Annotated in this window: 17 protein-coding genes; 5 read left to right on the forward strand and 12 right to left on the reverse strand. The window is 63.6% G+C overall.

Features of this window, described 5'->3' with window-relative positions:
- Window positions 1-22 precede the first annotated feature (22 nt).
- The 5 genes from AQY21_RS03715 to AQY21_RS03735 all read left to right on the forward strand — a co-directional run bounded on the left by AQY21_RS03715 (window position 23) and on the right by AQY21_RS03735 (window position 15,036).
- Entirely contained in the window at window positions 23-3,538 is a 3,516-nt protein-coding gene (locus AQY21_RS03715) for a helicase-related protein (RefSeq protein ID WP_058096458.1), read from the forward strand.
- The gene (locus AQY21_RS03720) at window positions 3,535-7,764 is read left to right on the forward strand and encodes a sacsin N-terminal ATP-binding-like domain-containing protein (RefSeq protein WP_058096459.1); all 4,230 of its coding nucleotides are present in this window, start codon (window positions 3,535-3,537) and stop codon (window positions 7,762-7,764) included. Before AQY21_RS03715 ends, AQY21_RS03720 begins: the two co-directional genes overlap by 4 nt.
- Window positions 7,748-10,690: a DUF1156 domain-containing protein gene (locus AQY21_RS03725; protein ID WP_058096460.1), complete on the forward strand. Its 2,943-nt coding sequence runs from the start codon at window positions 7,748-7,750 to the stop codon at window positions 10,688-10,690. Before AQY21_RS03720 ends, AQY21_RS03725 begins: the two co-directional genes overlap by 17 nt.
- Window positions 10,691-10,703: 13 nt before the next feature.
- Window positions 10,704-14,000, forward strand: coding sequence for a DUF499 domain-containing protein (locus AQY21_RS03730; protein ID WP_058096461.1), 3,297 nt, complete (start codon window positions 10,704-10,706; stop codon window positions 13,998-14,000).
- A gap of 142 nt (window positions 14,001-14,142) precedes the next feature.
- The gene (locus tag AQY21_RS03735) at window positions 14,143-15,036 is read left to right on the forward strand and encodes a LysR family transcriptional regulator (protein ID WP_058096462.1); all 894 of its coding nucleotides are present in this window, start codon (window positions 14,143-14,145) and stop codon (window positions 15,034-15,036) included.
- Here AQY21_RS03735 and AQY21_RS03740 read toward each other — a convergent pair.
- The 12 genes from AQY21_RS03740 to AQY21_RS03795 all read right to left on the reverse strand — a co-directional run bounded on the left by AQY21_RS03740 (window position 15,031) and on the right by AQY21_RS03795 (window position 25,137).
- Window positions 15,031-15,270, reverse strand: a complete 240-nt coding sequence (locus AQY21_RS03740) for a DUF2274 domain-containing protein (RefSeq protein WP_058096463.1) — start codon at window positions 15,268-15,270, stop codon at window positions 15,031-15,033. The genes AQY21_RS03735 and AQY21_RS03740 overlap by 6 nt on opposite strands.
- Before the next feature lie 2 nt (window positions 15,271-15,272).
- Window positions 15,273-16,409, reverse strand: coding sequence for a TrbI/VirB10 family protein (locus AQY21_RS03745; RefSeq protein WP_058096464.1), 1,137 nt, complete (start codon window positions 16,407-16,409; stop codon window positions 15,273-15,275).
- Window positions 16,406-17,365 carry a P-type conjugative transfer protein TrbG gene (gene trbG, locus AQY21_RS03750; RefSeq protein ID WP_058096465.1) on the reverse strand — a complete coding sequence of 320 codons (960 nt, stop codon included), beginning with the start codon at window positions 17,363-17,365 and terminating at the stop codon, window positions 16,406-16,408. Before trbG ends, AQY21_RS03745 begins: the two co-directional genes overlap by 4 nt.
- Window positions 17,362-18,051, reverse strand: coding sequence for a conjugal transfer protein TrbF (gene trbF / locus AQY21_RS03755; RefSeq protein ID WP_058096466.1), 690 nt, complete (start codon window positions 18,049-18,051; stop codon window positions 17,362-17,364). The genes trbG and trbF overlap by 4 nt, the downstream gene beginning before the upstream one ends.
- Window positions 18,048-19,385 (reverse strand): P-type conjugative transfer protein TrbL, encoded by a 1,338-nt coding sequence (gene trbL, locus AQY21_RS03760; RefSeq protein ID WP_058096467.1) that lies wholly within the window; start codon window positions 19,383-19,385, stop codon window positions 18,048-18,050. Before trbL ends, trbF begins: the two co-directional genes overlap by 4 nt.
- Window positions 19,386-19,388: 3 nt before the next feature.
- Window positions 19,389-19,676: a putative entry exclusion protein TrbK-alt gene (gene trbK-alt, locus AQY21_RS03765; RefSeq protein ID WP_058096468.1), complete on the reverse strand. Its 288-nt coding sequence runs from the start codon at window positions 19,674-19,676 to the stop codon at window positions 19,389-19,391.
- A gap of 22 nt (window positions 19,677-19,698) precedes the next feature.
- Complete coding sequence (gene trbJ, locus AQY21_RS03770; RefSeq protein WP_058096469.1) at window positions 19,699-20,466, reverse strand: P-type conjugative transfer protein TrbJ; 768 nt, start codon at window positions 20,464-20,466, stop codon at window positions 19,699-19,701.
- 2 nt (window positions 20,467-20,468) lie between these two features.
- Window positions 20,469-22,907: a conjugal transfer protein TrbE gene (gene trbE, locus AQY21_RS03775; protein ID WP_058096470.1), complete on the reverse strand. Its 2,439-nt coding sequence runs from the start codon at window positions 22,905-22,907 to the stop codon at window positions 20,469-20,471.
- A 13-nt stretch (window positions 22,908-22,920) separates the two neighbouring features.
- Window positions 22,921-23,199 (reverse strand): VirB3 family type IV secretion system protein, encoded by a 279-nt coding sequence (locus AQY21_RS03780; protein WP_058096630.1) that lies wholly within the window; start codon window positions 23,197-23,199, stop codon window positions 22,921-22,923.
- Window positions 23,196-23,528, reverse strand: coding sequence for a TrbC/VirB2 family protein (locus AQY21_RS03785; protein ID WP_058096471.1), 333 nt, complete (start codon window positions 23,526-23,528; stop codon window positions 23,196-23,198). The genes AQY21_RS03780 and AQY21_RS03785 overlap by 4 nt, the downstream gene beginning before the upstream one ends.
- Window positions 23,525-24,520: a P-type conjugative transfer ATPase TrbB gene (gene trbB, locus AQY21_RS03790; RefSeq protein WP_058096472.1), complete on the reverse strand. Its 996-nt coding sequence runs from the start codon at window positions 24,518-24,520 to the stop codon at window positions 23,525-23,527. Before trbB ends, AQY21_RS03785 begins: the two co-directional genes overlap by 4 nt.
- Window positions 24,521-24,708: 188 nt before the next feature.
- Window positions 24,709-25,137 (reverse strand): hypothetical protein, encoded by a 429-nt coding sequence (locus AQY21_RS03795; RefSeq protein ID WP_058096473.1) that lies wholly within the window; start codon window positions 25,135-25,137, stop codon window positions 24,709-24,711.
- Window positions 25,138-25,142: the final 5 nt, after the last annotated feature.

Consider the following 25,142-nt stretch of genomic DNA (forward strand, 5'->3'; position numbering starts at 1 on the left):
ACGAATCGGGAGGCGCTGACTGATGGGGGCAAGGCTTGAAGAGATAAAGAACGGCGCATCCGTGCGAGGCGTTGCCTCGGCACAGGCCGTGCATGTCATTTCGGTCGATTGGATCGGCGATCAGGCGGTCAGCGTCGTCTTCCGCGATCACAACGGCGCGGTGGCGGAGGCGGTTCTTTATCGCGACGACGAGCACCGTCTGGAGATCGAACAGAACGGCCGGCCCTGGTCGTTCGACGCGGACGGTGCGTTGCTGCGTCTGGTGACGGAAGCCAACCGCATCAAGTTGGCGCACTATTTCGATCCGTATCTCGCCATCCACACCAGCCTGGTCGACCCGCTGCCGCACCAGATCTCTGCCGTTTATGGCGAGATGCTGCCGCGGCAGCCGCTTCGCTTCCTCCTTGCCGACGATCCCGGCGCCGGCAAGACGATTATGGCCGGGCTATTGATGAAGGAACTGATCGCCCGTAGCGATCTGGAGCGATGCCTCGTTGTCGCGCCGGGCGGCCTGGTCGAGCAGTGGCAGGACGAACTCGGCCAGAAGTTCAATCTTGAATTCGATATCCTCTCCCGCGACATGATCGAGAACTCGCGGTCGGGCAATCCGTTCAGCGACCGGGATCGGCTGATCGTCCGTCTCGACGTGCTGGCGCGCAACGAGGAGCTTCAGGAGAAGCTCATGAGCGCGCGCGAATGGGACCTGATCATCTGCGACGAGGCGCATCGCATGTCGGCCACCTATTTTGGTGGCGAGGTCAAATATACGCGCCGCTATCAGGTCGGTCAGAAGCTCGGCCAAGTCTGCCGGCATCTGCTGCTGATGTCGGCGACGCCGCACAATGGCAAGGAAGAGGATTTCCAGCTTTTCATGGCGTTGCTCGACGGTGATCGGTTTGAGGGCCGGTTCCGGGATGGCGTCCACTATGCCGATACCGAAGACATGATGAGGCGGCTGACCAAGGAGGAACTGCTGAAGTTCGATGGCCGGCCGCTCTTCCCGGAACGGCGGGCGCGCACCGTCAAATATCAGCTCTCGGAAGGGGAGGCCGCGCTCTACACCGCCGTCACCGAATATGTGCGCACTGAGATGAACCGCGTGCAGCGGTTCGCCGAAGGCGATGGGAAGAAGCGCAATAATGTCGGCTTCGCCTTGCAGATTCTCCAGCGGCGTCTCGCATCGTCGCCGGCCGCCATTTACCAGTCCCTCAAGCGACGGCGCGAACGGCTAGAAAACGAGCTGGGTGAGGCGCGCCTTGCCGCCAAGGGCCGCCGGGCGGGCATGGGTGAGCCGGCGATCAACGCCGATATGCTGCGCAATATCGAGGAATATGGCCAGGAGGAGATCGACGAGCTTGAGGATCTGATCTCGACGGGCGCGACGACGGCCGAGACGGTTGAGCAGCTCGCGTTGGAAGTTGAGACGCTGAAGGGCCTGGAGACGATGGCGCTCGGCGTGCTGCGCTCCGGCGTGGATACGAAGTGGAGCCAGCTCAATCGTATCCTCGACGACGATCTCATGATTGATTCCGCCGGCAATCGCCGCAAGCTGATCATCTTCACCGAACCCAAGGACACGTTGCACTACCTGCTCGACAAGGTGCGGGCGCGGCTTGGAAATCCCGAGGCCGTGGAAGTGATCCACGGCGGGGTGTCGCGCGAAGAGCGACGCAAGGTCGTCGAGCGCTTCATGCAGGATAAGGACATGCTGGTCCTCATCGCCAACGACGCGGCGGGCGAGGGCGTGAACCTTCAGCGCGGCCACCTCATGGTCAATTACGACTTGCCGTGGAATCCCAACAAGATCGAGCAGCGGTTCGGCCGTATCCACCGCATCGGCCAGACCGAGGTTTGTCATCTTTGGAATCTGGTCGCGGCCGACACGCGCGAGGGTGAGGTTTATGCCCGTCTGCTTGAGAAGCTGGAGGCAGCACGCGAGGCGCTGGGCGGCCGTGTCTATGACGTGCTCGGCGAATTGTTCGACGGCGTGGCGCTCAAGGATCTGCTGTTTGAGGCGATCCAGTATGGCGAGAAGGAAGAGGTAAAGGCGCGTCTGTTCCAGCAAGTCGATGGCGCGGTCGATCAGGCACATCTGCTCGAATTGTTGCGTCGCCGCGCTCTGACCAACGACACCATGCCGGAGGGCAGGGTCGAGGAGTTGCGGCTTGAAATGGAACGCGCCGACGCACTGCGTCTCCAGCCGCACCACGTCCAGAGCTTCTTCGTCGAGGCGTTCCAGCATCTGGGCGGTCGCATCAAGCGCCGCGAGGAGGGGCGCTGGGAGATCGCCCATGTGCCTGTGCGCATCCGCGAGCGGGATCGTCAGATCGGGACCGGCGCGCCGATCCAGACGCAATATGAGCGGATCTGCTTCGAGAAGGACAAGATCAACCAGCAGCCGGTCGCTGCCTTCGTTTGCCCCGGCCATCCACTGCTCGAAGCTGTCATCAGTCTGATACGCGAACAGTATGAGCAGATCATGCGCCAAGGCGCGATTCTGGTGGATGATACCGATGCCGGCGATGCGCTGTCGGCGATCTTTCTGCTGGAGCACATCGTCCAGGATGGCCGCGTCACCAGCGCCGGCAAGCCGCATGTGATTTCGCAGCGGCTCCAGTTTGCCGCGATCGACAAGGCCGGAAGCACCGTCAACGCCGGTATCGCTCCGCACTTGAACCTGCGCCCTGCCACGGCGGAGGAGGTCGACAGCGTGCGCGACCTTCTGGACGAGAGCTGGCTGAGCACCGACCTGGAGAAGGCCGCGATCCGGTTTGCGACGGTCGAATTGGCCCAAGGCCATGTCGCCGAGGTCAAGGCACGGCGGCTACCGGAGATCGAAAAGGTCGAGCAGGAAGTTCGCGCGCGGCTGAAAAAGGAGATCAATTACTGGGACTCGCGCGCCTTCGAGCTGAAGGAGGAGGAGCGCGCCGGCAAGAAGACGCGGGTGAACTGGCAGAACGCGCAGCGCAGGGCCGAAGACCTTGCGGAACGTCAGAAGCGCCGCATGGACCAGCTTGAGCGGGAGCGTTTCATTTCATCGCAGCCGCCGCGCGTGCGGGGCGGCATGGTAGTCGTCCCGCGCGGCCTGCTGGAGGCACGCCAATCGCCTGCCGCGTCGCAGGGCGTTCCGAACCACTTCGCCGCGGACTCCGCTGCGCGCCGTGTGATCGAGCTGGCGGCGATGGAAGCCGTCATGGCGGCTGAGCGTGCGTTGGGGAATCAGCCGGCAGACGTTTCCGCCCAAAAGATCGGCTACGACATCGCTTCGCTCGATCCGAAGTCCGGCCATCTGCGCTTCATCGAGGTCAAGGGCCGCATAGACGGCGCGGACAGCGTGATGATCACGCGGCAGGAGGTCATCACCTCCCTGCACGAGCCGGAGAAGTTCATCCTGGCGGTCGTGTCGGTCAGCGGCGGGTTCGCCCATGAACCGCGCTATGTGCGCGGCGCCCTGGTCGATCGCGAGCCGTCCTTCCTTGAAACCGCGATCCAGTTTGATCTGCGCCGCTTGCTGGAGCGTGCCGAGGTTCCGCTATGACGGCGGCTCTTCATGTGGCGGCAACCTCGGTGGGTTGGCCTGATTACTTCGAGCAAATCCAGGAGCGTGCCAGCAAGCGATGGGATCAGCTTGAGGCCGACCCGGAGCTTGCCGGCCCTTGGCACCAGCTCTTCAAGCAGGTGCAGAGCCCGCGGCATATCCTATCCGAGTTGCTCCAGAACGCCGACGACGCCGGCGCCAGTGAAGCGCGTGTGTCGATCGAGAACGACCGCTTTGTGTTCGAACATAACGGCGAGGACTTCGTCGAGGCTCACTTCGCGTCGATTTGCCGCTTCGGCTATTCCAACAAGCGCGCGCTTCACACGATCGGGTTTCGGGGAATCGGGTTTAAGAGCACGTTCAGCCTGGGTGATCGTGTCGAGCTTTTCACGCCGACGCTGGCGGTCGCCTTCGAGCGCGCGCGATTCACGCAGCCGCATTGGATCGACAGCCATGATCTGACGTCGGGGACGACGCGCGTCGAAGTGGCGATTGCCGACGCGCTGCTGCGTCGTGAGGTGGAGAAAAACCTTGAAGAATGGCTGAAGAGCCCTGTTTCACTCCTCTTTTTCAAGAAAATCCGCCGCCTTCGGGTCGGCGACAATGAAGTGCATTGGCAGAGCCTCGGTCCCGGCCCCATCGCCGAGAGCGAGTGGATGGCCTTGGATGAGAAAGCGGACAGCCCCTTTCTGTTGGTGCGGTCGGGCGAGGAAGCCTTCCCGGCCGAAGCGCTCGATGAGATCCGCAATGAACGGATGCTGGGGGCCGAGGATAGTGGTGATTTCCCGCCCTGCCGGGTGGAGATCGTGCTGGGCGCGAAGGGCCGACTCTATGTCGTGCTGCCGACCGGCGTTGAAACAACGCTGCCTTTCGCCTGCAACGCACCTTTCATCCAGGACCCGGCGCGTCTCAAGATCAAAGACCCGGAGACCTCGCCGACCAATCGCTGGCTCTTGAACCGGGCCGGCGAGTTAGCCGCCAGCGCTATGATGGAATGGCTGGGGCAGACCAAGACCGGCCCGCAAGATCGGGCGGCCGCCTATGGCCTACTGCCGGATGTCGATCGAGAAGCGGCCACGCTCGAAGGAGCGTGCGGCGCGATCGTCGAACTGGCGTTTGACGCGGCCGTCGAAGGCAGGTTGATCCTCCTGACCGAGGAGGGGCGACTGGTCGAGGTGAAGGCTGCGATCACCGTCCCCCGGCCGATTTTCGACATCTGGCCGGCTGACCAGGCCATGGCATTGCTCGACGCCAACTCCCGGCCGGCGCTGTGCCAGCATGTATCGGCCAAGAACCGGACCAAGCTCGTTCACTGGGGTCTGGTCGAGGAGTTCTCCAAGTCCGATTTGCTTGAGCGTTTGCGCAGCAATCATCTGCCGCGACCCGCGACCTGGCGACACCTATTGAACTTGTGGGTCTATATCGCGCCCGAGGTTACGGGCTGGCAGTGTCACGATGCGGACGCCCTCCGGATCGTGCCGGTGCAGGGTAAGGAGGTGCTCTACGCGGCATCGGAGATCGTGCGGCTAGGCGAGAAGAAGCTGCTTCAGTCGGAAGCGGATTGGGAGTTTCTCGCCAGCCATCTGATCGTCCTCAATCAGAACTGGCCCCGGTTTCTTGCCGAGCAGCGCCGCGACAAGGTGGAGAGCGAAAGCCACAACGATCCCGTTGAGGCGGCCTTCGCGGTGCTGGAGGAGATCGGCCTCGACGGGACGAGCGACGTCAACGCCGTGATCGAGCGGGTCGCCGCCGATTATTTCAGCTCCGGTCAGCCGAAGCTCGCCGAGTGTGTCCAGCTTGCCCAAATCGCGGCCAAGCTGGGCGTCACGATCGGCGACGCCTTCCGGTATGCCTGCGCCGACCTGAAGCTGCGGCCGATCGGCAAGGACGTGTTGTTCGACGAGAATGGCGCGCTGGAGGAGTTGCTGCCGGAGTCCGTCCGAAAGACGCAGCTCCTGCACGGCGACTATGTGGCGAGCTTCAATTCCTGCACCAGGGAGGATTGGCTTCGCTGGGTGTCGTCTGGCCGTTCGGGGCTTCAGACGATGGCGCCGCTGGCGCAGAAGCGGCAGAGCCTTTACGGGCGACAGCAACTTACAGCGGAGGCGCAAGCGCGTGGAGCGCGCAGCGCGCTCTATTATCCTTATGTCACCAACCAGTTCGTCATTGAGGACTGGGACTTTCCCTCGGACTATTGGCGGCATTGGGAGAGTCTGTCGAAGACTGACGCAGGTATCTGGGCGAAGATCGTCGGCAAGATCCTGGATCAACGTGATACTTATTGGTCGCGGGCCGTCAGCGCTCGCCTTTCGCAGGTGGCGACCACGGGGTCCACGCGATCGGTCTCATCAGAACGGCTGCTCCCAGACTGGCTGCTGAAGCTGCGGGCCAAACCCTGCCTTCCCGACACACGCAACATGATGCAGCTCCCGGCGGATCTGGTGCGCAGGACGCCGGAGACGGAGGCGTTGATCGACGTCGAGCCCTTTGTGCATGGGCTGCTCGATCGCGAAACCACCCGCCCGTTGCTCGACCTTCTTGGGGTTCGCAGCACGCCGAGCGGTCCCGGACGTTTGCTCGACCGGCTGCGCGCCCTGGCGAAATCGGACAAGGCTCCGGCCCATGAGGTCGAGAAGTGGTATCGTCGCCTGGATCAGATGCTCGACGGATGCTCGACCGCCGCCGCGCAGGACATCAGAAACGCCTTCAAGGCGGAGAAATTGATCCTCGCCCAGGACGGGACGTGGTTGACGTCCGGCGGCGTGTTCCTGGCGGGGGACGAGGAGGATGTTCCCGGCGCGGCGGTCGTGCGCGCGTCAGTGCTCGATCTCAGCCTCTGGCATCGTATCGGTGTTGCGGATCGCCCTTCTGCGGACCTGGCGTTGCAATGGCTGGGCACTCTGGTTTCGGGGAAAGCGCTGTCGGCCGACGACGCCCGGCGTGTTCGCACCTTGCTGGTCCGGTACCCGGTCCGCATCTGGGAGGAGCGCGGACACTGGCTGAACCTCGTGGGCGAGTGGGCGCCGGTCGAGACGCTTGCCTATGGCCTGAGCATGCAGACTCTGTTCCGGTGGAGCCATCTGCACGAATGGGTCAAGCGCAAGACCGCCGATTTTCAGCGGCTGTCGGGGGAGACAGTGCAGGCGCCGCCATTCTCAGCGTTGCCGGCCTTATCGGACCTCGTCGAGGAACACTTCAACCAGCCGTCGCTACTGGCCGGCATGGAAGATCGCCGCGCCTGGCTCACGGCGTTCGGAACCCAACTCGGACGGATTGAGCTTGCCGATGCCGCCGAGACCGAGCGTGTGCGGGCGCTGGCGGAAGCGATCGCGGCGACGAGCTGGGTCCAGACCCACAAGCTGGAGGCGGTTCCCTATCTCGATGGCGTCCCCGCAGGTACGGCGCGGCTCACCGACATCTTGTGGCTCGAGCGCAAGCTGTTCGTCAGTCCGCTGTCAAAGGCCAAGCTCGCCAAGCGGGTCCCGGAAGAGATCGGCAGGAACCTGAGTGCGGACATTCGTGCGGCGCTGGCCTATGCGTTCGAGCGGCCGCCCGAGGACATTAGGGAATATCTCGAGGAAAACTTCACGCTCGCCCCTGAGCAACTCGTCGCCGCGTCGACCGCCGAGGCCCAGCCCGACACCGCTCTCAGCGATGACGATGGCATCGACGGGGTTGCCAAAGACGCGCGTAGCGACGCCGAGCCCGGCGATGTAGATGATCTCCACCTGACCAAGGACGACGAACCTGCGGCACAGCCCGAACCCGCGCCGCAGACGGGGGAGTTGGATCGAGAGCTGATCGAAACGGAGGTGGCGATCAGGTCCAGTGCCGCGCCAAAGCCTCCCCGTCCGAGCGTCATGGCGCGGTTTGCGTTGGGCCAGGGCTACAAGGCCGACGGCGAAGACCGCTTCTATCACGCGGACGGTAGCTGGATCGGCCGCGCGAACGGCACGCGCTTTCCGTGGGAGCGCCGTTCGGCCAACGGTGAGATTCTGCGCCACTATTACCCGAAGGAACATTGCCTGGAGCATGAACCGCTCCAGCTTGAAGCCGATGTCTGGGGGCTGCTGGATCAGAAGCCGGACATCTATTCCTTCATTCTCATCAACCCCGAGGGTGAGACCGTCGAGATGACGGGTGTCCGGCTGCGCGCACTGCGCGACGACGGCGAGCTTACCATCCACCCCGCAACGTACAGGCTTGTTTATGACCTCGACGACTAACACGAAGAAGAAACTGATCGAGGTTGCGATCCCGCTCGAAGCGATCAACGCTGCCTCCGCACGCGAAAAGTCGATCCGGCATGGGCACCCGTCCACGCTGCATCTCTGGTGGGCGCGGCGACCGCTGGCGGCGTGCCGGGCGGTGCTGTTCGCGCAGTTGGTCGATGATCCCTCGGGCTATGCAGACACGCTGCTGAAGGATGCGAAAATCCGTAAGCAGGCCGAGACGGACCTAACTCTGCGTCTCAAGGTATGGCGCGACCGCAAGGCCGACGCGCAGGGGAATGTGCCCGATACGCCAGAGCCGACACTGGAGGATTGCGCGGCCGACATCGAGCGCAAGCGGCTGTTCGGAATCATTGAGGAGCTGGTGATCTGGGAGAACTCGACCAACGAGGAGGTGCTGGAGCGCGCCCGCGCCGAAATTCGCAAGAGCTGCGGCGGGGAGTTGCCGCCAGTCTACGATCCATTCTCCGGCGGCGGTTCGATTCCGCTCGAGGCGCAACGCCTCGGCCTGCCCGCCTATGGGTCGGACCTGAACCCGGTGGCGGTGATGATCGGCAAGGCGATGATCGAGATCCCGCCGAAGTTCAAGGACAAGAAACCCGTCCATCCCGGCGTCATGGACCGGCAATTCTATCGCAACGCCGAGGGACTGGCCGAGGACGTCAAATTCTATGGCGAATGGATGCGCGAGAAGGCGTGGGAGCGCATCGGGCATCTCTACCCGCTGGTCGATTTGCCGAAGGAAAGGGGTGGCGGCAAGGCAACCGTTATCGCCTGGATTTGGACAAGGACGGTGCCCAGCCCGGACCCTGCGTTCTCGGACGTTCAGGTGCCGATCGCATCGACCTTCCTCGTGAGTTCGAAAGCCGGGAAAGAGGCGTGGGTCGAGCCCATAGTCGACCGACAAGCCAAGACAATTACGTATCGGGTCAGGTACGGCGGCACGAAGGCGGAAATAGCCAAGGCAAAAGATGGCACCAAGGCTGGGCGCGCCGTGTTTCGCTGCCTTCTCTCTGAGACGCCGATCTCTGGATCCTACGTGGACAAGCAGGCCGCTGCGGGAAAGGTGGGGCAGAAACTCCTGGCAATTGTTGCGGAAGGTAAAGGCGGGAGAATCTACGTAGATGCCAATGCTCACGAGCAGTCAGAGGCTGTTAGAAATGCAGCAAATTTGGTGCAGGAATTTGATGTCAGCCATTTACAAGTTCCATGCCGAGGCACCTTCGCCAGCAACGCGCAAGGGCGGCGCTACGGGTTCAATACCTTCGCAGACTATTTCACTAACCGTCAAAGGGTTGCGCTTCTTACATTTAGCGAATTACTCAAAGAGGTCAGGAATGAAATTCAAAGTGCAGGTGAGAGAAGCGGATTAGCGCCAGGAGCGGAACAACTTGTGAGCGGCGCAAGAGGGGCCTTCGCATATGCCGAGGCCGTAAGTGTCTATCTCGCTTTTGCCATCTCCAAATTAACAAATCTGGGATCAAGCGTAACCAGTTGGATGAGTGATCGGGGCGCGCTGCGAGAGACTTTCGCGCGTCAAGGCATTCCGATGGCTTGGGATTTCGCTGAAGTGAACTTCTTTTCCGATTCGGCGGGAAATTGGCTTACGCCGATCGACAAGATTTCTAAAGTCGTTTCTGAGCTTCCGGCAGAAAGAATCGGAAGCATATGTCAGTCATCCGCAACAGAAGCACCTTATCCGACTGGCGTAGTAATTTCCACTGACCCGCCATATTACGATAATATTGAATATGCCGACCTATCAGACTTTTTCTTTGTCTGGCTGCGGCGAGCGCTTATGGGTGTTGATCCATCGCTTTTTAGTATTCTATCCACGCCAAAAGCTGAAGAGCTTGTTGCAACTCGAAATAGATATGGCACCCAAGAGGCGGCTGACTCGTTTTTCTTAGAAGGTATGAGTTCTGCCGTGGGGCGCATGGCAAGTCATGCTTCTTTAGCATTTCCAACAACCATATACTATGCATTCAAGCAAAGTGAAGTTGAGCAAGAAGGCATCAGCTCAACTGGCTGGGCAACCTTTTTGCAGGCGGTAATAAACGCGGGGTTCTCAGTTGTTGGCACCTGGCCTGTGCGAACTGAAAGCCCTGGTAGGATTGTTGCCACTGGCACCAACGCATTAGCCAACTCGGTCGTCCTCGTTTGCCGGAAGAAGGAAGCAACGGCCGAGATCATCACTCGTGCCGAATTTATTCGCGGGTTGAAACGCGAATTGCCACCCGCTATTGCCGAGCTTCAGGCCGCCAACATTGCGCCTGCAGACATGCCCCAATCGGCCATCGGACCCGGCATGGGCGTGTTCTCCCGCTACAAGGCGGTGCTGGAATCCGATGACAGCCCGATGAGTGTGAAAACGGCTCTTCAGCTCATTAACAAGGAGCTGGACGAGTACCTTGGTGGAATCCAGGGCGAGTTCGATGGCGACACGCGCTTTGCGATCACGTGGTTTGAACAGCACGGCATGGCCAAGGGCGACTATGGAACCGCTGACAGCCTCGCCCGCGCGCGCGGGATTTCGGTCGAAAGCGTCAAACATGCAGGCATCGTCGAAAGCGCCGCCGGCAAGGTCCGAATCCTGTCGCGCGACGAACTGGACGACGATTGGAACCCGGAGGAGGACCGCCACCTGACGGTGTGGGAGTGCCTCCAACATCTGGTCCGACAGCACGAGAAGGACGGCATCTCCAACGACACCGCCGTCCTACTGAAGAAGATCAACACCCAGGCCGAGGCCGTGAAGGATCTCGCTTACTGCCTCTATGACATCAGCGCCAACAAGCGGAAGGATGCGAAGGAGGCCACAGCCTACAACGCCCTGATCGCCGATTGGACGGAACTGACCAAGGCGGCGGCGGCCATCCACGACACGAGCGGGGATCGTCAGATCCGGCTGGATATTTGAAGGGGTATAGAACGTGGCAAAAAGTACGCGCCAATATGTGTTCGAGGGTATGGAACTGCTGCCGTCGGCGCTGATCCCCTTCGTCGAAAAGCGGCTCGAAACCTCTCTCAAGGGGCACTGGCAGGTCCAGGTTCTGGAGAAGCTGCCGAACCTGCGCCCCAACAGCAACGGCGAAGTCGGCTGGGATCAGGCCGCGCTGTTCAACGCAATGGACCGTTTCTGGTCCGAAGCGTTCAAGGCCGTCCTTGGTCGTGCCGAACGATCGCTGGTGAATGAGCTGGGCGATGTGCGCAACAAGCTCTCGCACAATGAGAACTTCACCTACGATGATGCCGAGCGCGCCCTCGATACGATGCGCCGTCTCATGGAGGCGATCAGCGCTGGCGAGACCGCCGAACAGCTCTCGAAAATGCGCGACACCATCCTGCGCACGAAGTTCAGCGAGTTGGCACGAAATGAGGAGCGGCGGAAGACTCAGCGCCTCGACATCTCGGTCGAGACGGTCGCGGGCCTGCTGCCGTGGCGCGAGGTGGTCGAGCCGCACCAGGACGTCGCCACCGGCGAGTTTCAGCAAGCCGAGTTCGCCGCCGACCTCGCCAAAGTCCACTCCGGCAGCGCGCCCCCGGAGTACCGCGATCCTAAGCAGTTCTTCAGCCGCACTTATCTGACGGAAGGGTTGAGCGCACTGCTGATCGGCGCCGCCAAGCGGCTGTCCGGCAGCGGCGGCGATCCGGTCGTCGAACTGCAAACCAATTTCGGCGGCGGCAAGACCCACTCGATGCTGGCGCTCTATCACATGGCCGGCCCGACGCCGGTGCAGGACCTGTCGGGACTCGACCAGTTGCTCGACAAGCAGGGGCTGACCGTTCCCAAGGGCGTCAACCGGGCGGTGCTGGTTGGCACGTCGCGCGGACCGCAGGACGTCCTCAATGCCGATGGCGGCCTGAAGATCCGCACAACGTGGGGGGAACTGGCTTGGCAGCTCGGTGGCGCCGAGGGCTTCGCCATGGTGGCGGAGAATGACGCCAGCGGCATCGCGCCGGGCTCGCATCTGCTTGAAACCCTCTTCAACAAATACGCGCCGTGCCTGATCCTGATCGACGAGTGGGTCGCCTATCTGCGGCAAATCTACAAGGTCGAGGGGCTGCCGTCGGGGTCGTTCGACGCCAATCTCTCCTTCGTCCAGTCGCTGACCGAGGCGGTCAAGGCCAGTCCCGGCACCTTGTTGGTCGCCTCCTTGCCGGCGTCGCAGATCGAGGTCGGCGGCGAAGGCGGCCAGGAAGCGCTCGCGCGTCTGAAGCAGACGTTCAGCCGTGTGGAGTCCTCATGGCGTCCGGCAAGCCAGGAAGAGAGCTACGAGATCGTCCGGCGGCGGCTGTTCAAGGAAATCCCCGGCGACAAGTTCCATCACCGTGACAATACGCTCAAGCAATTCGCCAAGCTCTATCGCGAGAACGCCAACGATTTCCCGCAGGGCTGCGCCGATGAGGACTACCGGCGCAAGCTGGAGAAGGCCTATCCGATCCATCCCGAGCTGTTCGACCGGCTCTATACGAGCTGGGGCTCGCTCGAAAAGTTCCAGCGCACACGTGGCGTTCTGCGCCTGATGGCGCAAGCGATCCACGAGCTTTGGATGAACGCCGATCCGTCGGTGATGATCATGCCAGGCAGCGTGGCGGTGAGTTCGCCGCGCGTGGAACCGGAACTGCTCCACTATCTCGACGTCAGCTGGCAATCGATCATCGCCGGCGATGTCGATGGCACGGCGTCCACCCCCTACAAGGTTGATCAATCCGCGCCCAACCTGAACCGCTACTCGGCGACGAGGCGGGTCGCGCGTGCGATCTTCATGGGCACAGCGCCGACGCACCAGCAGCAAAACACCGGCCTCGATGACAAGCAGATCAATCTCGGCGTCGTGCAGCCCGGCGAGCGTCCGGCGATCTTCGGCGATGCGCTGCGCCGGCTGACCAATCAGGCCAAATTCATGCACGCCGATCTCGGCCGCTACTGGTACTCGATGTCGGCGAGTCTCAACCGTATCGCGGCGGACAAGGCGGCGCAGATCGAGGCGGCGCTGGTCGATGTGACCATCGACGCCGAACTCGGCAAATATGTGAATAGCCTCACCGATCGCGGGCATTTCGACGCCGTTCAGGTGGCGCCTGCGTCCTCGGCCGAAGTTCCCGATGAAGCCGGCGGCGTGCGCGCCGTGGTGCTCGGCGTCAAATATCCGCACAGCGGACGTGATGGGTCCGATGCGCTGGTCGAAGCGAAGGACATCCTCATGCAGCGCGGCAGCACACCGCGCGTCTATCGCAACATGCTGGTGTTCATCGCTGCGGAAACCCGCCAGCTCGATCATCTGAAAGACGCCGTGCGCGCCTCGCTGGCCTGGACAGAGATCGTTCGCGATACAGAGCGGCTCAACCTGACCCAGAGCGACAGCGCGCTGGCCAAAGCCAAGCTGGCTGAGGCGAACGAGACGATGAAGACGCGTCTGAAGGAGGCGTGGTGTTATCTGCACTACCCAGTGCAGGAGAGCGCCCAGGCCGATTGGGAATGGGTGTCAGGCAAGATTCCCGCCCAGGACGGGTTGCTGGCGAGAGCCAGCAAGAAGCTGGTGGCCGAAGAAGGCTTGCTTATCGAACTGGGGCCGTCGCGTCTCGACCGCGATCTTCAGAAGTATATTTGGAATGACAAACCGCACCTGTCGCTGAAGGACCTGCGGGAATATCTCAACCGCTATATCTACCTGCCACGCCTCAAGGGACAGGACGTGCTGGTCAAGGCCGTGCAGGCCGCCGTGAGCGGGATGCTGCCAGGGCCGTTCTCCTATGCCGAGCGATGGGACGAGAAGTCGGATACCTATCTGGGGCTGGCGATCGAACGGGCCGGCCACGCGCCGGTGGTCATCGACAGCGACAGCGTCATCGTCAAACCCGATGTCGCCGAAGCGCATCGTCCAGCGCCGGCGCAGCCCGGATCTGGTGACGCGCCTGTGGTGCCTGGCGACAGCCCAGCACTCCCCAGCGGTCAATCCACGGACAGCCCCACTGCCGGGTCGCCCGTCGAAAGAAGGCCGACGCGGTTCATCGGCGCGGTAATGATCTCACCGGAGAGGCCTGCGCGGGACATCCATCAGATCGTCGAAGCGATCGTCGAACAGCTCACGACGCTGCCCGGTAGTCAGGTCAAGCTCAGACTCGAGATCGAAGCGGATGTGCCCGGCGGTCTTGACCGAGCCAAGGTGCGGACGCTTGTCGAGAACGCCAATACCCTCGGCTTCATAGAAAAGTCGGTGGAATAACGCCCGATTGGCGTTCTCTGCGCGTCAGGGAACGCCATTTCGGACTTTGTAACGGCGTTAGAATTTCGTGTTAGCGGGTTTCCCAGCGATTCCCTCAAGCAATCAGGAAAAGGATCTAGCAGGACGAACTTCAGGTGAGTGTATGAACTTTCGACATCTGCGTTACTTCGTTGCCGCTTCAGATCATGGAAGCTTTCGAAAGGCGGGTGCGGCGCTTGGTGTGCAGGAGTCTACGATCAGTCGCCGGATTCGCGACATGGAAGACGGGCTCGGCTCGGCGTTGTTCCACCGTCATAGTGGGGGTGTGTGCCTAACGGTGGCAGGGCAGCGGTTGTTATCCAGAGCTCGAAAGGTTCTTCGCTATATCAACGAAGGTGCCGAGATCGTGGATGCGGTGGGCCGTGCCAAAGAAGGTCATCTCCGCATAGGCATTTTCTCGTCGCTCGCGTCCGGTTTTCTCCCCGATCTGCTGCGGCGCTTCGCCGAAGAGCATGCGGGCGTCCATCTTGAGGTCGCGGACGGCAATCCGGCAGAGCATGTCGCGGCGATCCGGCAGTTCCGATTGGACATCGCCTTTCTGACCGGCACCTCAGAATGGCCGCGATGCGAAACAGCGCATTTTTGGTCCGAGCGCGTTTTCGTGGTGCTGCCCGAAGCGCATGCGCTAGTTCAAAGGGACGAAGTGAGCTGGCACGATCTCGCAAACGAGACGTTCATCGTGAGCGACGCGCCTCCGGGGCAGGAGGTCCATGACTATCTCGTGCAGCGGGTCGCTGACCTCGGCCACCACCCGAAGATTCAATCGCAGTTTGTCGGGCGCGATAATCTGCTGACGCTTGTCGCAATAGGTAGCGGGCTTACCGTGACCAGCGAGGCAACGACGGCGGCCTATGTGCCGGGTATCTGTTACAGGCCGATCACCGGAGAGGTTCTTCCCTTCAGTGGCGTGTGGTCGCCGAAGAACGATAACCCGGCGCTCAGGCGCTTTGTCAGCATGGCGAAGATGATGGCGCGTCGTCAGGGTGCAGCATTATGAGCCAGCATCGCCGCCGGGTTTCGTTCGGCGGGCTTTGGCGAATCCGCGATCGGTCGCAATGAAACGTTCCAGCATCGGTACGATGAGCTGTACAGGATCGCGCACCGGCTGCCCAGTCTGTCGTCCCAGCACCTCAGCATAGGCCATGAGATCGCGATGCAGCGCCGCCGGTAGCTCCAGCGTGGCCTTGACCGGCTTTTCCTCCATGATCGGGCCGAGCTTCAACTTCGTCATGGTCAGCTCCTGTAGGGTTCGAGCACCAGGTCGCGCGTGACGATGACGCGGACCGGGAAGCCGGGCCGGATGGTCAGGGTCGGCGCGACCTGCAACTGGCGCTGGACGATCTGCTGACCAGCTTGATTGATGGTCTCCTGCGCGCCGTCGCGGATGGCGCGGATCAGTCTGTCATTGTCGTCGGTGGCGAGTTCCGCGCCGACGCCGAGCAACGTCGAGAGCGCCGCGGCCTTGGCGAGATCCCACCAGTGATAATCGACGCCATCCTCCAGACCGGCATAGCCCTGCGTGTCCGCGCCCGGCTGGCGCTCAAGAACAATGGAGCGGCCATTCGGCATGATGAGGCGGTTCCAGACAAGCAGCACGCGGCGCTGCCCGAACTGCACGCTGTTGTCATACTGGCCGATGAGCCGCGTTCCCTGCGGCACGAGCAGGATGCTTCCGGTCGGGCTGTCATAGATGTTCTCCGTGACCTGCGCGGTGATCTGACCGGGAAGATCGGAGCGGATGCCGGTAATCAACGCCGCCGAGATGACAGCCCCGGCCTGAAGCACGAAGGGCGACGCCGGCGGCGTGACGCGATCCGGCGTCACGGTGCGCCGGTCGGCCGCCGCATTGAGGAAGGCAAGCTGCCGGTCCTGTGCGGTCGCTGGCTGTCCGGCCACGCCGCCGAGATCGAGGCCCGGCATTGCGCCCGGTGTTGCTGCGGCCGTCGATCCCTGTCGTGACTGGAAAAAGACGGTGCTGAGGCGCGCGGCCTCTTCCTCGGCGCGGCGGCGCTGTTCGGCTTCGTCGACGCCGGGCGTTGGCACGACGGGCGGCACGACAGGCTGGCCGGCATTCTGCGCGGAAAGGATCGGCCCGCCGAGATCGCCGGGCAGCGGCGGCCCAAGGACCGGGCCGGTGTAGTCGCGCGGCAGGCCGGCGAGACCATCGGCGGTCTGCCGGTTGGCGGTGGAATAGAGTTCTTCTCCGCCATCGCCTGGGCCACGGGTCTGAAGAGCGTAGATCAGCGCCCCGCCGATGCCGACCAGGGCGACGGCGGCGACGCTGGCGAGCATCTTGCGCGACAGGCGGGTGACGCGGGGGGCTTCGGCGCGCAGGCGCATCGGCGCGGCGTTGGTATCGGTCTCGGTCATGATTGCGGCCTCCCGTCGGTTCGGACGATCCTGACGGTCTGCTGACGGTCGCCGCCGCCAAGGCGCAGCTCTGCCGCGCCGAACAGGCGATCGACGATCAGGATGTGTTGATGGATGCGGCTGTTGGCGATCTGGGCTTCGCCTTCCGGGCCGATGACGAAGATCGGCGGCATCTCGCCCTGTACGATCCCGCGCGGAAACTCGACATAGACCCGGCGGCCGTCGTCATAGACGGCGACAGGCTTCCATGGCGGATTGCTGCTGCCGGTCAGGCCATAGCGGTAGTTGCGCGCGGCGACGACCGGAATGACCGGCGTTGCCGGAACGGCCTGACGCCCCCCGCCTACGGGCTGCGGATAAGACCAGGAGACGGCGGGCATATAGGGTTTCTCGCCCGAACGCAGCTCGACCATGTAGGTGCGCCGGTCGGTGGTGATGACGAGATTGGTGGTGATGTCGGCGCGTGTGGGCTTCACCAGCACATGCACGCGGCGGGCGACGCCGGAGCCGGATTCGGTGTCGCCGATGATCCAGCGGGCAGTGTCGCCGGCCGCGATCGGTCCCGCGCCGGTCAGATTTTCGCCCGGCTCAAGCGCGATATTGGTGATCTGCCCCGGTGCGGCATAGACCTGATAGAGCGCGCCTTCCGACCACGGATAGACCTGAATGGCGTTGAAGTAGCCTTCGCGGCGCGGCTGGACGCGGGCCGCCGCATTGGCGTTCTCGACACGGCCGGTCGCTGTGCTGGCGGTCTGGCCGCCACGCGCCACGGTCCAGGCCGGAGGAACATGCAGCGGCTTCAGCCGCTCGTCCGTCACGGCTGCGGGAATGGCCGGAAGCGGCGGGACGCTATTGTCATAGCTGATCTGCGGCGGCTTGGTCGAAGCGCAGCCGGCGAGCATGGTCGCGGAGAGCAATACGGCGGCGATTGCGGATTTGCGGGGCGCAAGCTTCATTGGCCCATCTCTCGCGACCAGTTGATGGCGTTGACGTAGATTCCGAGCGGATTGGCTTTCAGCCGTTCGGCATCACGTGGCGGCTGCACGGCGATGGTGAGGATCGCGGTCCATCGCTGCGTGCCGGAGAGCTGGCCGTTCTCAAAATGCCGTTCCGTCCACGCGACACGGAAGCTGTCGGGGGAAGCCCGGATGACGCTCGAAACGTCCACGGCGATCTGCTGCTTGCCGACCTTGGTGAACGGGTCGTTGGTGCGGGCATAGTCGTTGAGCGCGCCCGCGCCGCGATCGGTGGTCCATTCATAGGCGCGAAGCCAGTTCTGCCGGACAATGATCGGATCAGCGGGGATGCTGCGCACCTGCTCGATGAAGCGGCCGAGATGCCAGGCGATCTGCGGATCGGTCGGGCGGAAGTCGGCGGTGGCAGGCGCGACGGTTTGCGCCTGGCCGAGATTGTCGACCTGTACCACCCACGGAACGACGGTCCCCTGGACCGACTGCCAGACGAGCGCGGCGGCAAAGCCGGCGGAGAGAACCAGCGAGCCGAAGGCCATATGGCGCCAGTTCTTCGCCTGAACGCGCGCCGAGCCGATACGCTCGTCCCAGACCTGTGCGGCCTTCTGATAGGGGGTCTCGGGTTGGGGTGTTTTGCCGTAGTGCGCGGCGGGACGCTTGAAGAGATTCATGAGCGGTCACTTTCAGAGAGGTTGACGGAAGAACCGGAGCCGTGGCTGTCGCCGGAGCGGACGGCGTGGGCGGTTGTCTGGATGGTGTGGCCGGACTGGCGCATCCGCTGTGCCCAGCCCGGCGTCGCACTGGCGGGCCGAGCCGATGCAGGCGGGGCTTCCGCCGCGCCGCCGACCGTTCCCATGGTCGAGGTGCCACCGGTCGCACTGAGCCCGGATTTGACGCCATCGGAGAAGCTGGATTTTACGCTGGCGCTCGCACGACGAAGCGGCGACATAGCCGCGCTGCCCGCCGCCCGTCCGACGCCGCCCATGCCAGATGCGACGCCCGCCGCGCCGGACTGGCCGAGTGAACCGAGGCTAAAGGCGGCGGAAGCTGCGCCCGCCGAGGTCGCGCCGCCACGCACGGCGGCAGCACCTGTGGAAAGTGCGGCTGCGCCGCCTTTCGCGGCGAGGCCAGCCGCGCCGGCGCCGGCCAGGACCATGCCGCCAGCAGCAAGGCCGGTTCCAACGGCAGCGCCCGCGCCGAGCTGCGGGCCACCGCTAACGAGGCCGGAAGCGATGCCGGGACCGAAAATGCCGAGGCCGAGCAGCGACAAAGCGGCGAGGACGACGGCCATGGCGTCGTCGATGCTCGGGGTCGAGCCGCCGAAGCCGGCCGTAAACTGACTGAACAGCGTCGAACCGATGCCGATGATGACGGCGAGCACCAACACCTTGATGCCGCTGGAAATCACGTTGCCAAGCACGCGCTCGGCCATGAAGGCGGTTTTGCCAAACAACCCGAACGGGATCAGCACAAAGCCGGCCAGCGTCGACAGCTTGAACTCGATCAGCGTCACGAAAAGCTGAATGGCGAGGATGAAGAAGGCGAGGATCACCAGCGCCCAGGCGAAGAGCAGGCACGCGATCTGGATGAAGTTCTCGAAGAATGCGATCCAGCCCATCAGGTCGGAAATGGATTCGAGCAGCGGCCGGGCGGCATCGAGGCCGGTCTGTGCGACCTTGCCGGGGCGCATCAGGTCAGCGGTCGAAAAGCTGGTGCCGCTTGCCTTGAGCCCAAGGCCCGCGAAGCTGTCGAAGACGATCTTCGCGAGGTTGTTCCAGTTGCCGATGAGATAGGCGAAGACGCCGACGAACAGCGTCTTCTTCACCAGCCGCGCCATGATGTCGTCATCCGCGCCCCACGACCAGAACAGCGCGGCCAGCGTCACGTCGATGACGATGAGCGTGGTCGCCACGAAAGCGACCTCGCCGGACAGAAGCCCGAAGCCGGAGTCGATATAGCGGGTGAAGACCCCAAGAAAGTTGTCGATGACGCCAGCGCCGCCCATGGATCAGCGCCCTTCGATCGGAGTGGGCGACGACGGTGCGGACGTGCGGCCGAGAAAACGGTCGCGCGTCTCCGCCCAGACGCGCAGGCATTCACTATCCTCGGCCGCCTTCTGGCCGAGCTGCTGGCACCGGCGTTGGCCCTCGCGCAGCGGATCGCGCGAGGGCTCATGAAGGCTGACCGGCGAGGATGCCGGAGCCTCTTCCTTGCGGGTCATCTCGATCGCGGTCGCCGTGATGGCGACCGCGACGAATATGATTGCGCCCAGCCGGGCCAGCATCTTGCCGTCCATGACAGTGCTCCCCTTCTGGCTCTCAGTTGCCGTTGTTGAACATCTGCGCGTTGCCCGGCTGATAACCGGAGCCAGGCGTCAGGAAGCGGCGGCGCTGTTCGCGCCCCTGTTCGGCGGCGGTGGCGCGCTCGGCCTCGGTGAGCGAACCGGCGCGGCCGTTGGCGGCGAGAAGAGCGATCAGGTCGGAAAGCTGCTGCGACTGGAGGGCGAGAAGCTGGTTGCCAGCCTGTGTTGCCTGCAACGCGCCGGTCGCGCCCTGGCTCTGGCCGACAAGCGCCGACATTTGCGTGCGGTTAGCGTCGATGTTGCCAACGACACCGGCCTGAACACGCATCGCGTCCTGCAAGCCGCCAACCGTGTTCTTCCAGCGGTCACGCGCCCCCGCCACCAGTTGCGCGTCGGTGGCCGACAGCGAGACATTTCCGTATTGGCTCTGGAACGCCTGATCGACCTGACCGACGTTGAACGCGATATTCTGCGCCTGCCCAAGAAGCTGCTGGGTGCGCTGCACATTCTGCTGCAACGTCTGAAGCGCCGAGTATGGCAAGCTCGCCAGGTTCTTCGCCTGATTGATGAGCATGGTCGCCTCGTTCTGAAGCGAGGTGATCTGGTGGTTGATCTGCTCCAGCGTGCGCGCGGCGGTAAGAAGGTTCTGCGCGTAGTTCGTCGGGTCATAGACGATCCGGCCGAAGCCGAATTGCGCATGGGCCTGCGTCGCCAGCATAGGCGAGACGGCAAGCATGGTTGCGGCAAGCACGATGGCGCGCGAGCGGAAACGACGGGTATTCATGGTCAGGACTCCTTTTCGGCTTGGGGGAAGTTCGGAATGAGATCGGCGGCCCATCCGGCATCGCGGGCGCGAAGCCACGCGGCGAGAAAGCCGTCGCGGCCGTGCTCGGCGATCAGGTTCGCAATGAGGGTCTGGTCGGATTTCGAAGATGCGGCGCAGAGCGCGAGCCCGACTTCGGACAGGCCCAGCTCGAACAGGCGGTTGCCCCTGCGGCTTTGGCAGTAGTAATCCCGCTTGGGCGTCGCGCGGGCGATTAGCTCGATCTGGCGGTCATTGAGGCCGAAGCGGCGATAGATCGCCGTAATCTGCGGTTCGATGGCGCGTTCGTTCGGCAGGAGCAACCGCGTCGGGCAGCTCTCGATAATCGCCGGCGCGATGTTGCTGCCGTCAATGTCGGACAGGCTCTGCGTAGCGAAGATGACGCTGGCGTTCTTCTTGCGCAGCGTTTTGAGCCATTCGCGAAGCTGGCCAGCGAATCCCTCATCGTCCAGCGCCAGCCAGCCTTCGTCGATGATGAGCAGCGTCGCCCGCCCATCCAGCCTGTCGCCGATGCGGTGAAACAGATAGGCAAGCACGGCTGGGGCCGCGCCGGTCCCGACCAAGCCTTCGATTTCAAATGCCTGCACGTCGGCCGAACCGAGGTGTTCAGCCTCGGCGTCGAGCAGCCGGCCGTAGGGACCGCCGACGCAATATGGGCGAAGGGCTTGTTTAAGATCGTTGGATTGCAGCAGCACCGCGAGGCCGGTGATGGTGCGTTCCTCGGCGGGCGCGGAGGCCAGCGAGGTCAGCGCCGTCCAGATGTGTTCCTTCACCTCCGGCGTGATCGCGATGCCTTCGCGCATCAGGATTGCCACGATCCAGTCGGCGGCCCAGGCGCGTTCGTAAGTGTCGTGGATGCGCGCGAGCGGCTGGAGCGATACGGAAGCGTCAGAACCTTCGGTCAGCCCGCCGCCAAGGTCGTGCCAGTCGCCGCCCATGGCGAGCGCGGCAGCGCGGATGCTGCCGCCGAAATCGAACGCAAAGACTTGGGCACGGTCGTAGCGGCGGAACTGCAAGGCCATGAGCGCGAGCAGGACGGACTTCCCCGCGCCGGTCGGACCGACGACGAGAGTGTGGCCGACGTCGCCGACGTGAAGGGATAACCGGAACGGGGTCGAGCCTTCGGTCTTGCCGTAAAGCAAGGGGGGCGCACCGAAATGCTCGTCCCGTTCCGGCCCCGCCCACACCGCTGAAAGCGGGATCATGTGGGCGAGATTCAAAGTGCTGATGGGCGGCTGACGGACGTTGGCATAGGCATGGCCGGGCAAGCTGCCGAGCCAGGCGTCCACGGCGTTGACGGTCTCGACCATGGCCGTGAAGTCGCGGCCCTGAATGACCTTCTCGACAAGGCGCAATTTCTCGTCGGCAAGACGCGGATCGGCGTCCCATACCGCGATTGTGGCCGTCACATGGGCCATGCCCGCCACGTCGGCCCCAAGCTCCTGCAAGGCCATATCGGCGTCGAGCGCCTTGTTCGCGGCGTCGGTATCGACAAGCGCCGACGCCTCGTTGGTCATCACTTCCTTGAGGATGGCCGCGATGCTCTTGCGCTTCGCGAACCATTGCCGCCGGATTTTGGTCAGCAGCTTAGTCGCATCCACCTTGTCGAGCAGGATCGCGCGGGTGCTCCACCTGTAGGGAAAGGCCAGGCGGTTAAGGTCGTCCAGCAGGCCGGGCGTCGTCGCGGTCGGAAAGCCGGTGACGGTGAGGACGCGCAGATGCTCGTTGCCAAGGCGCGGCTCCAGTCCACCGATGAGCGGTTGGTCAGCCAGAAGCGCGTCGAGATAGATGGGCGTTTCCGGCACGCGAACGCGATGGCGCTTCGTGGAAACGCAGGAATGCAGATAGGTCAGCGTCTCGCTATCATCGAGCCACGCGCATTCCGGCATGAATCCATCGAGCAATGCCAACACGCGGTCGGTGCGATCGGTGAAGGTGCGCAGGATCTCATGCGGATCGACGCCGGAGCGCTCGCGGCCCTCGTAAAGCCATGTCTCGGCGCGTGCCGCTTCCCCGGCTGGCGGGAGGAACAGGAAGGTGAGGAAGTAGGACGACACGAAATGCGCGCCGGCTTCCTCGAAATCGGCCTTGCGCTCGGCGTCGACCAGGCCGGAGGCCGGATCGGGAAACTGGCTCGCGGGATAGGTCGCAGCTTCGGAGCGCTGCGCCTCCACGAAAATGCTCCAGCCGGAACCGAGACGGCGGAAGGCGTTGTTGATGCGTCCGGCGACGGCGACCAGCTCGGCCGCGACGGCGGAATCGAGATCGGGACCGCGAAAGCGCGCCGTGCGCTGGAACGAGCCGTCCTTGTTCAGCACGACGCCTTCGGCGACGAGCGCGACCCATGGCAGGAAGTCGGCCAGGCGGCTGGCGGTGCGGCGATATTCGGCAAGGTTCATCATGATTGTGCCTCCCTCAGACCGACAGCTGACCGGGGATGCGCAGATGGCGGCGGCCGACCTCGACGAAGAGCGGATCGCGCTTGGCGGCCCAGACCGCCGCGAAATGCCCGACAGCCCAGATGAGCAGTCCAACCAGCCAGAGGCGCAGGCCGAGGCCCACGGCCCCGGCCAGCGTCCCATTCAAGATCGCAATGGAACGCGGAGCGCCGCCGAGCAAAATGTGCTCGGTCAGCGCGCGGTGGACCGGGACGGTGAAGCCCGGCACGTCGAGTTGCTCGAAGCCCGCCATCAGACAAGCGCCCCGCCGCCGAACGAGAAGAAGGACAGGAAGAACGAGCTGGCCGCGAAGGCGATCGACAGGCCGAAGACGATCTGGATCAACTTGCGGAAGCCGCCCGAGGTATCGCCGAAAGCGAGCGCCAGGCCGGTCGCGATGATGATGATGACGGCGACGATCTTGGCCACTGGCCCTTCGATCGACTGGAGGATTTTCTGAAGCGGCGCTTCCCACGGCATCGACGAACCGGACGCGTGGGCGGCCGGGATGAGGATCAGGTTGACGTAGGTGAAGGCGGCGGCGGTCGCGATCATGCGACGCACGCGCATGGTGGTGTGGATCATGCGGATTCTCCTGTGCTGGTGGGGATGGCCAAAGGGATGGCTTGGGTGATGCGGTAGTCGCCGTCGGCGCCGAGCCCTTCGACGCGGGCGAGTTCGACGAGCCGGCGCGCGGAGCCGCGGCCGGAAAGGACGGCGACAAGGTCGATGGTCTCGGCGATCAGGGCGCGCGGCACGGTGACGACGGCTTCCTGGATGAGCTGTTCGAGCCGGCGCAGAGCCCCGATGCCGGTGCCTGCGTGGATGGTGCCTATGCCGCCTGGGTGGCCGGTGCCCCAGGCTTTGAGCAGATCGAGCGCTTCGGCCCCGCGTACTTCGCCGATCGGGATGCGGTCGGGCCGCAGGCGCAGTGAGGACCGGACGAGATCGGAGAGTGTGGCGACGCCGTCCTTGGTGCGCATGGAGACAAGGTTCGGGGCGGTGCATTGCAGTTCGCGGGTGTCTTCGATGATGACGACGCGATCGGTGCCCTTCGCCACTTCCGCCAGCAGCGCATTGGTCAGCGTGGTCTTGCCGGTCGAGGTGCCGCCAGCGACGAGGATGTTGGCGCGGGAGGTGACAGCCGAGCGCAACGCTTCCGCCTGATCGCCGGACATGATGCCGGCGGCCACATAGTCGTCGAGAGTGAAGACGGCGACGGCGGGCTTGCGGATGGCGAAGGCCGGGGCAGTGACCACAGGCGGCAACAGCCCCTCGAAGCGTTCGCCGGTCTCGGGCAGTTCAGCCGAGACACGAGGGCTTCGGGCGTGGACTTCCGCGCCGACATGATGGGCGACCAGGCGCACGATGCGTTCGCCATCGGCGGGTGACATCGTCTCGCCGGTATCGGCTAGACCTTCGGACAGCCGATCGACCCAGATACGGCCATCCGGGTTCAGCATCACCTCGACGACGGCGGGCTCTTCAAGAAACCGGGCGATGGCCGGACCAAGCGCCGTGCGCAGCATCCGCGCGCCGCGTGCAATGGCTTCTGGTTTTTGGTGGTTGGCAGTCATGTCGGCCCCGTTCGTTCACGAGGCGCGACAGACAGTCCCCGGAATGGGGTCAATTAAAAGAGCCCGAAATCGGGCGGGTTCAACAAGTATCGGTCGTAGTAGTAGCGTGGCGTGCAAATACAGGAGAACGGCGGTGGAGCCCTGATCTTGATGCCGTCGCCGGGCTCACCAGATGACGCGCGAGATCGTCAGGGGTCCGACTCGGAGACGTCTTCGGGGATCTCCTGTCGCAGCTTCGGCCCTTTGACGAGGCGCCGGCCGAGCGCGGTGATGAAAGCCTCATACCGCTCGGCTGACTTGGCGCGTGCCGCCTGCGCCGCAGGCTCCGGCAAGGCCGGCGTGGTCGTGATCCAGAACCGGATGAACACCGCCAGCGTTTCGACAGCGATGCCGACGTCCCGCTCCAAGCGGGTCATGCGGCGGTCGATCTGGTCGAGGCGCTTGGCGACGACCGCCTCGCGCCGCTCGGCATCGTCCGGCGACAGGAAGGATGCAATGGCGGCCTCGGCGATCATGGATTGCGATTGATCCCGGCGCGCCGCGAAATCCGCCAGCGCCTGCGTCACGTCGGGGTCCAGATAGACCGTGAACTTCGACTTTTTCCGATGGCTGGTCATGGCGC

The sequence above is a fragment of the Paracoccus sp. MKU1 genome (assembly GCF_001447385.1).
GTDB lineage: Bacteria > Pseudomonadota > Alphaproteobacteria > Rhodobacterales > Rhodobacteraceae > Paracoccus.

What these genes read in the sequence shown, in the direction of transcription:
- AQY21_RS03715 (WP_058096458.1), top strand. Translation starts at nt 23, where the DNA reads ATGGGGGCAAGGCTTGAAGAGATAAAGAACGGCGCATCCGTGCGAGGC.
- AQY21_RS03720 (WP_058096459.1), top strand. Translation starts at nt 3,535, where the DNA reads ATGACGGCGGCTCTTCATGTGGCGGCAACCTCGGTGGGTTGGCCTGAT.
- AQY21_RS03725 (WP_058096460.1), top strand. Translation starts at nt 7,748, where the DNA reads ATGACCTCGACGACTAACACGAAGAAGAAACTGATCGAGGTTGCGATC.
- AQY21_RS03735 (WP_058096462.1), top strand. Translation starts at nt 14,143, where the DNA reads ATGAACTTTCGACATCTGCGTTACTTCGTTGCCGCTTCAGATCATGGA.
- AQY21_RS03740 (WP_058096463.1), bottom strand. Translation starts at nt 15,270, where the DNA reads ATGACGAAGTTGAAGCTCGGCCCGATCATGGAGGAAAAGCCGGTCAAG.
- AQY21_RS03745 (WP_058096464.1), bottom strand. Translation starts at nt 16,409, where the DNA reads ATGACCGAGACCGATACCAACGCCGCGCCGATGCGCCTGCGCGCCGAA.
- trbG (WP_058096465.1), bottom strand. Translation starts at nt 17,365, where the DNA reads ATGAAGCTTGCGCCCCGCAAATCCGCAATCGCCGCCGTATTGCTCTCC.
- trbF (WP_058096466.1), bottom strand. Translation starts at nt 18,051, where the DNA reads ATGAATCTCTTCAAGCGTCCCGCCGCGCACTACGGCAAAACACCCCAA.
- trbL (WP_058096467.1), bottom strand. Translation starts at nt 19,385, where the DNA reads ATGGGCGGCGCTGGCGTCATCGACAACTTTCTTGGGGTCTTCACCCGC.
- trbK-alt (WP_058096468.1), bottom strand. Translation starts at nt 19,676, where the DNA reads ATGGACGGCAAGATGCTGGCCCGGCTGGGCGCAATCATATTCGTCGCG.
- trbJ (WP_058096469.1), bottom strand. Translation starts at nt 20,466, where the DNA reads ATGAATACCCGTCGTTTCCGCTCGCGCGCCATCGTGCTTGCCGCAACC.
- trbE (WP_058096470.1), bottom strand. Translation starts at nt 22,907, where the DNA reads ATGATGAACCTTGCCGAATATCGCCGCACCGCCAGCCGCCTGGCCGAC.
- AQY21_RS03785 (WP_058096471.1), bottom strand. Translation starts at nt 23,528, where the DNA reads ATGATCCACACCACCATGCGCGTGCGTCGCATGATCGCGACCGCCGCC.
- trbB (WP_058096472.1), bottom strand. Translation starts at nt 24,520, where the DNA reads ATGACTGCCAACCACCAAAAACCAGAAGCCATTGCACGCGGCGCGCGG.
- AQY21_RS03795 (WP_058096473.1), bottom strand. Translation starts at nt 25,137, where the DNA reads ATGACCAGCCATCGGAAAAAGTCGAAGTTCACGGTCTATCTGGACCCC.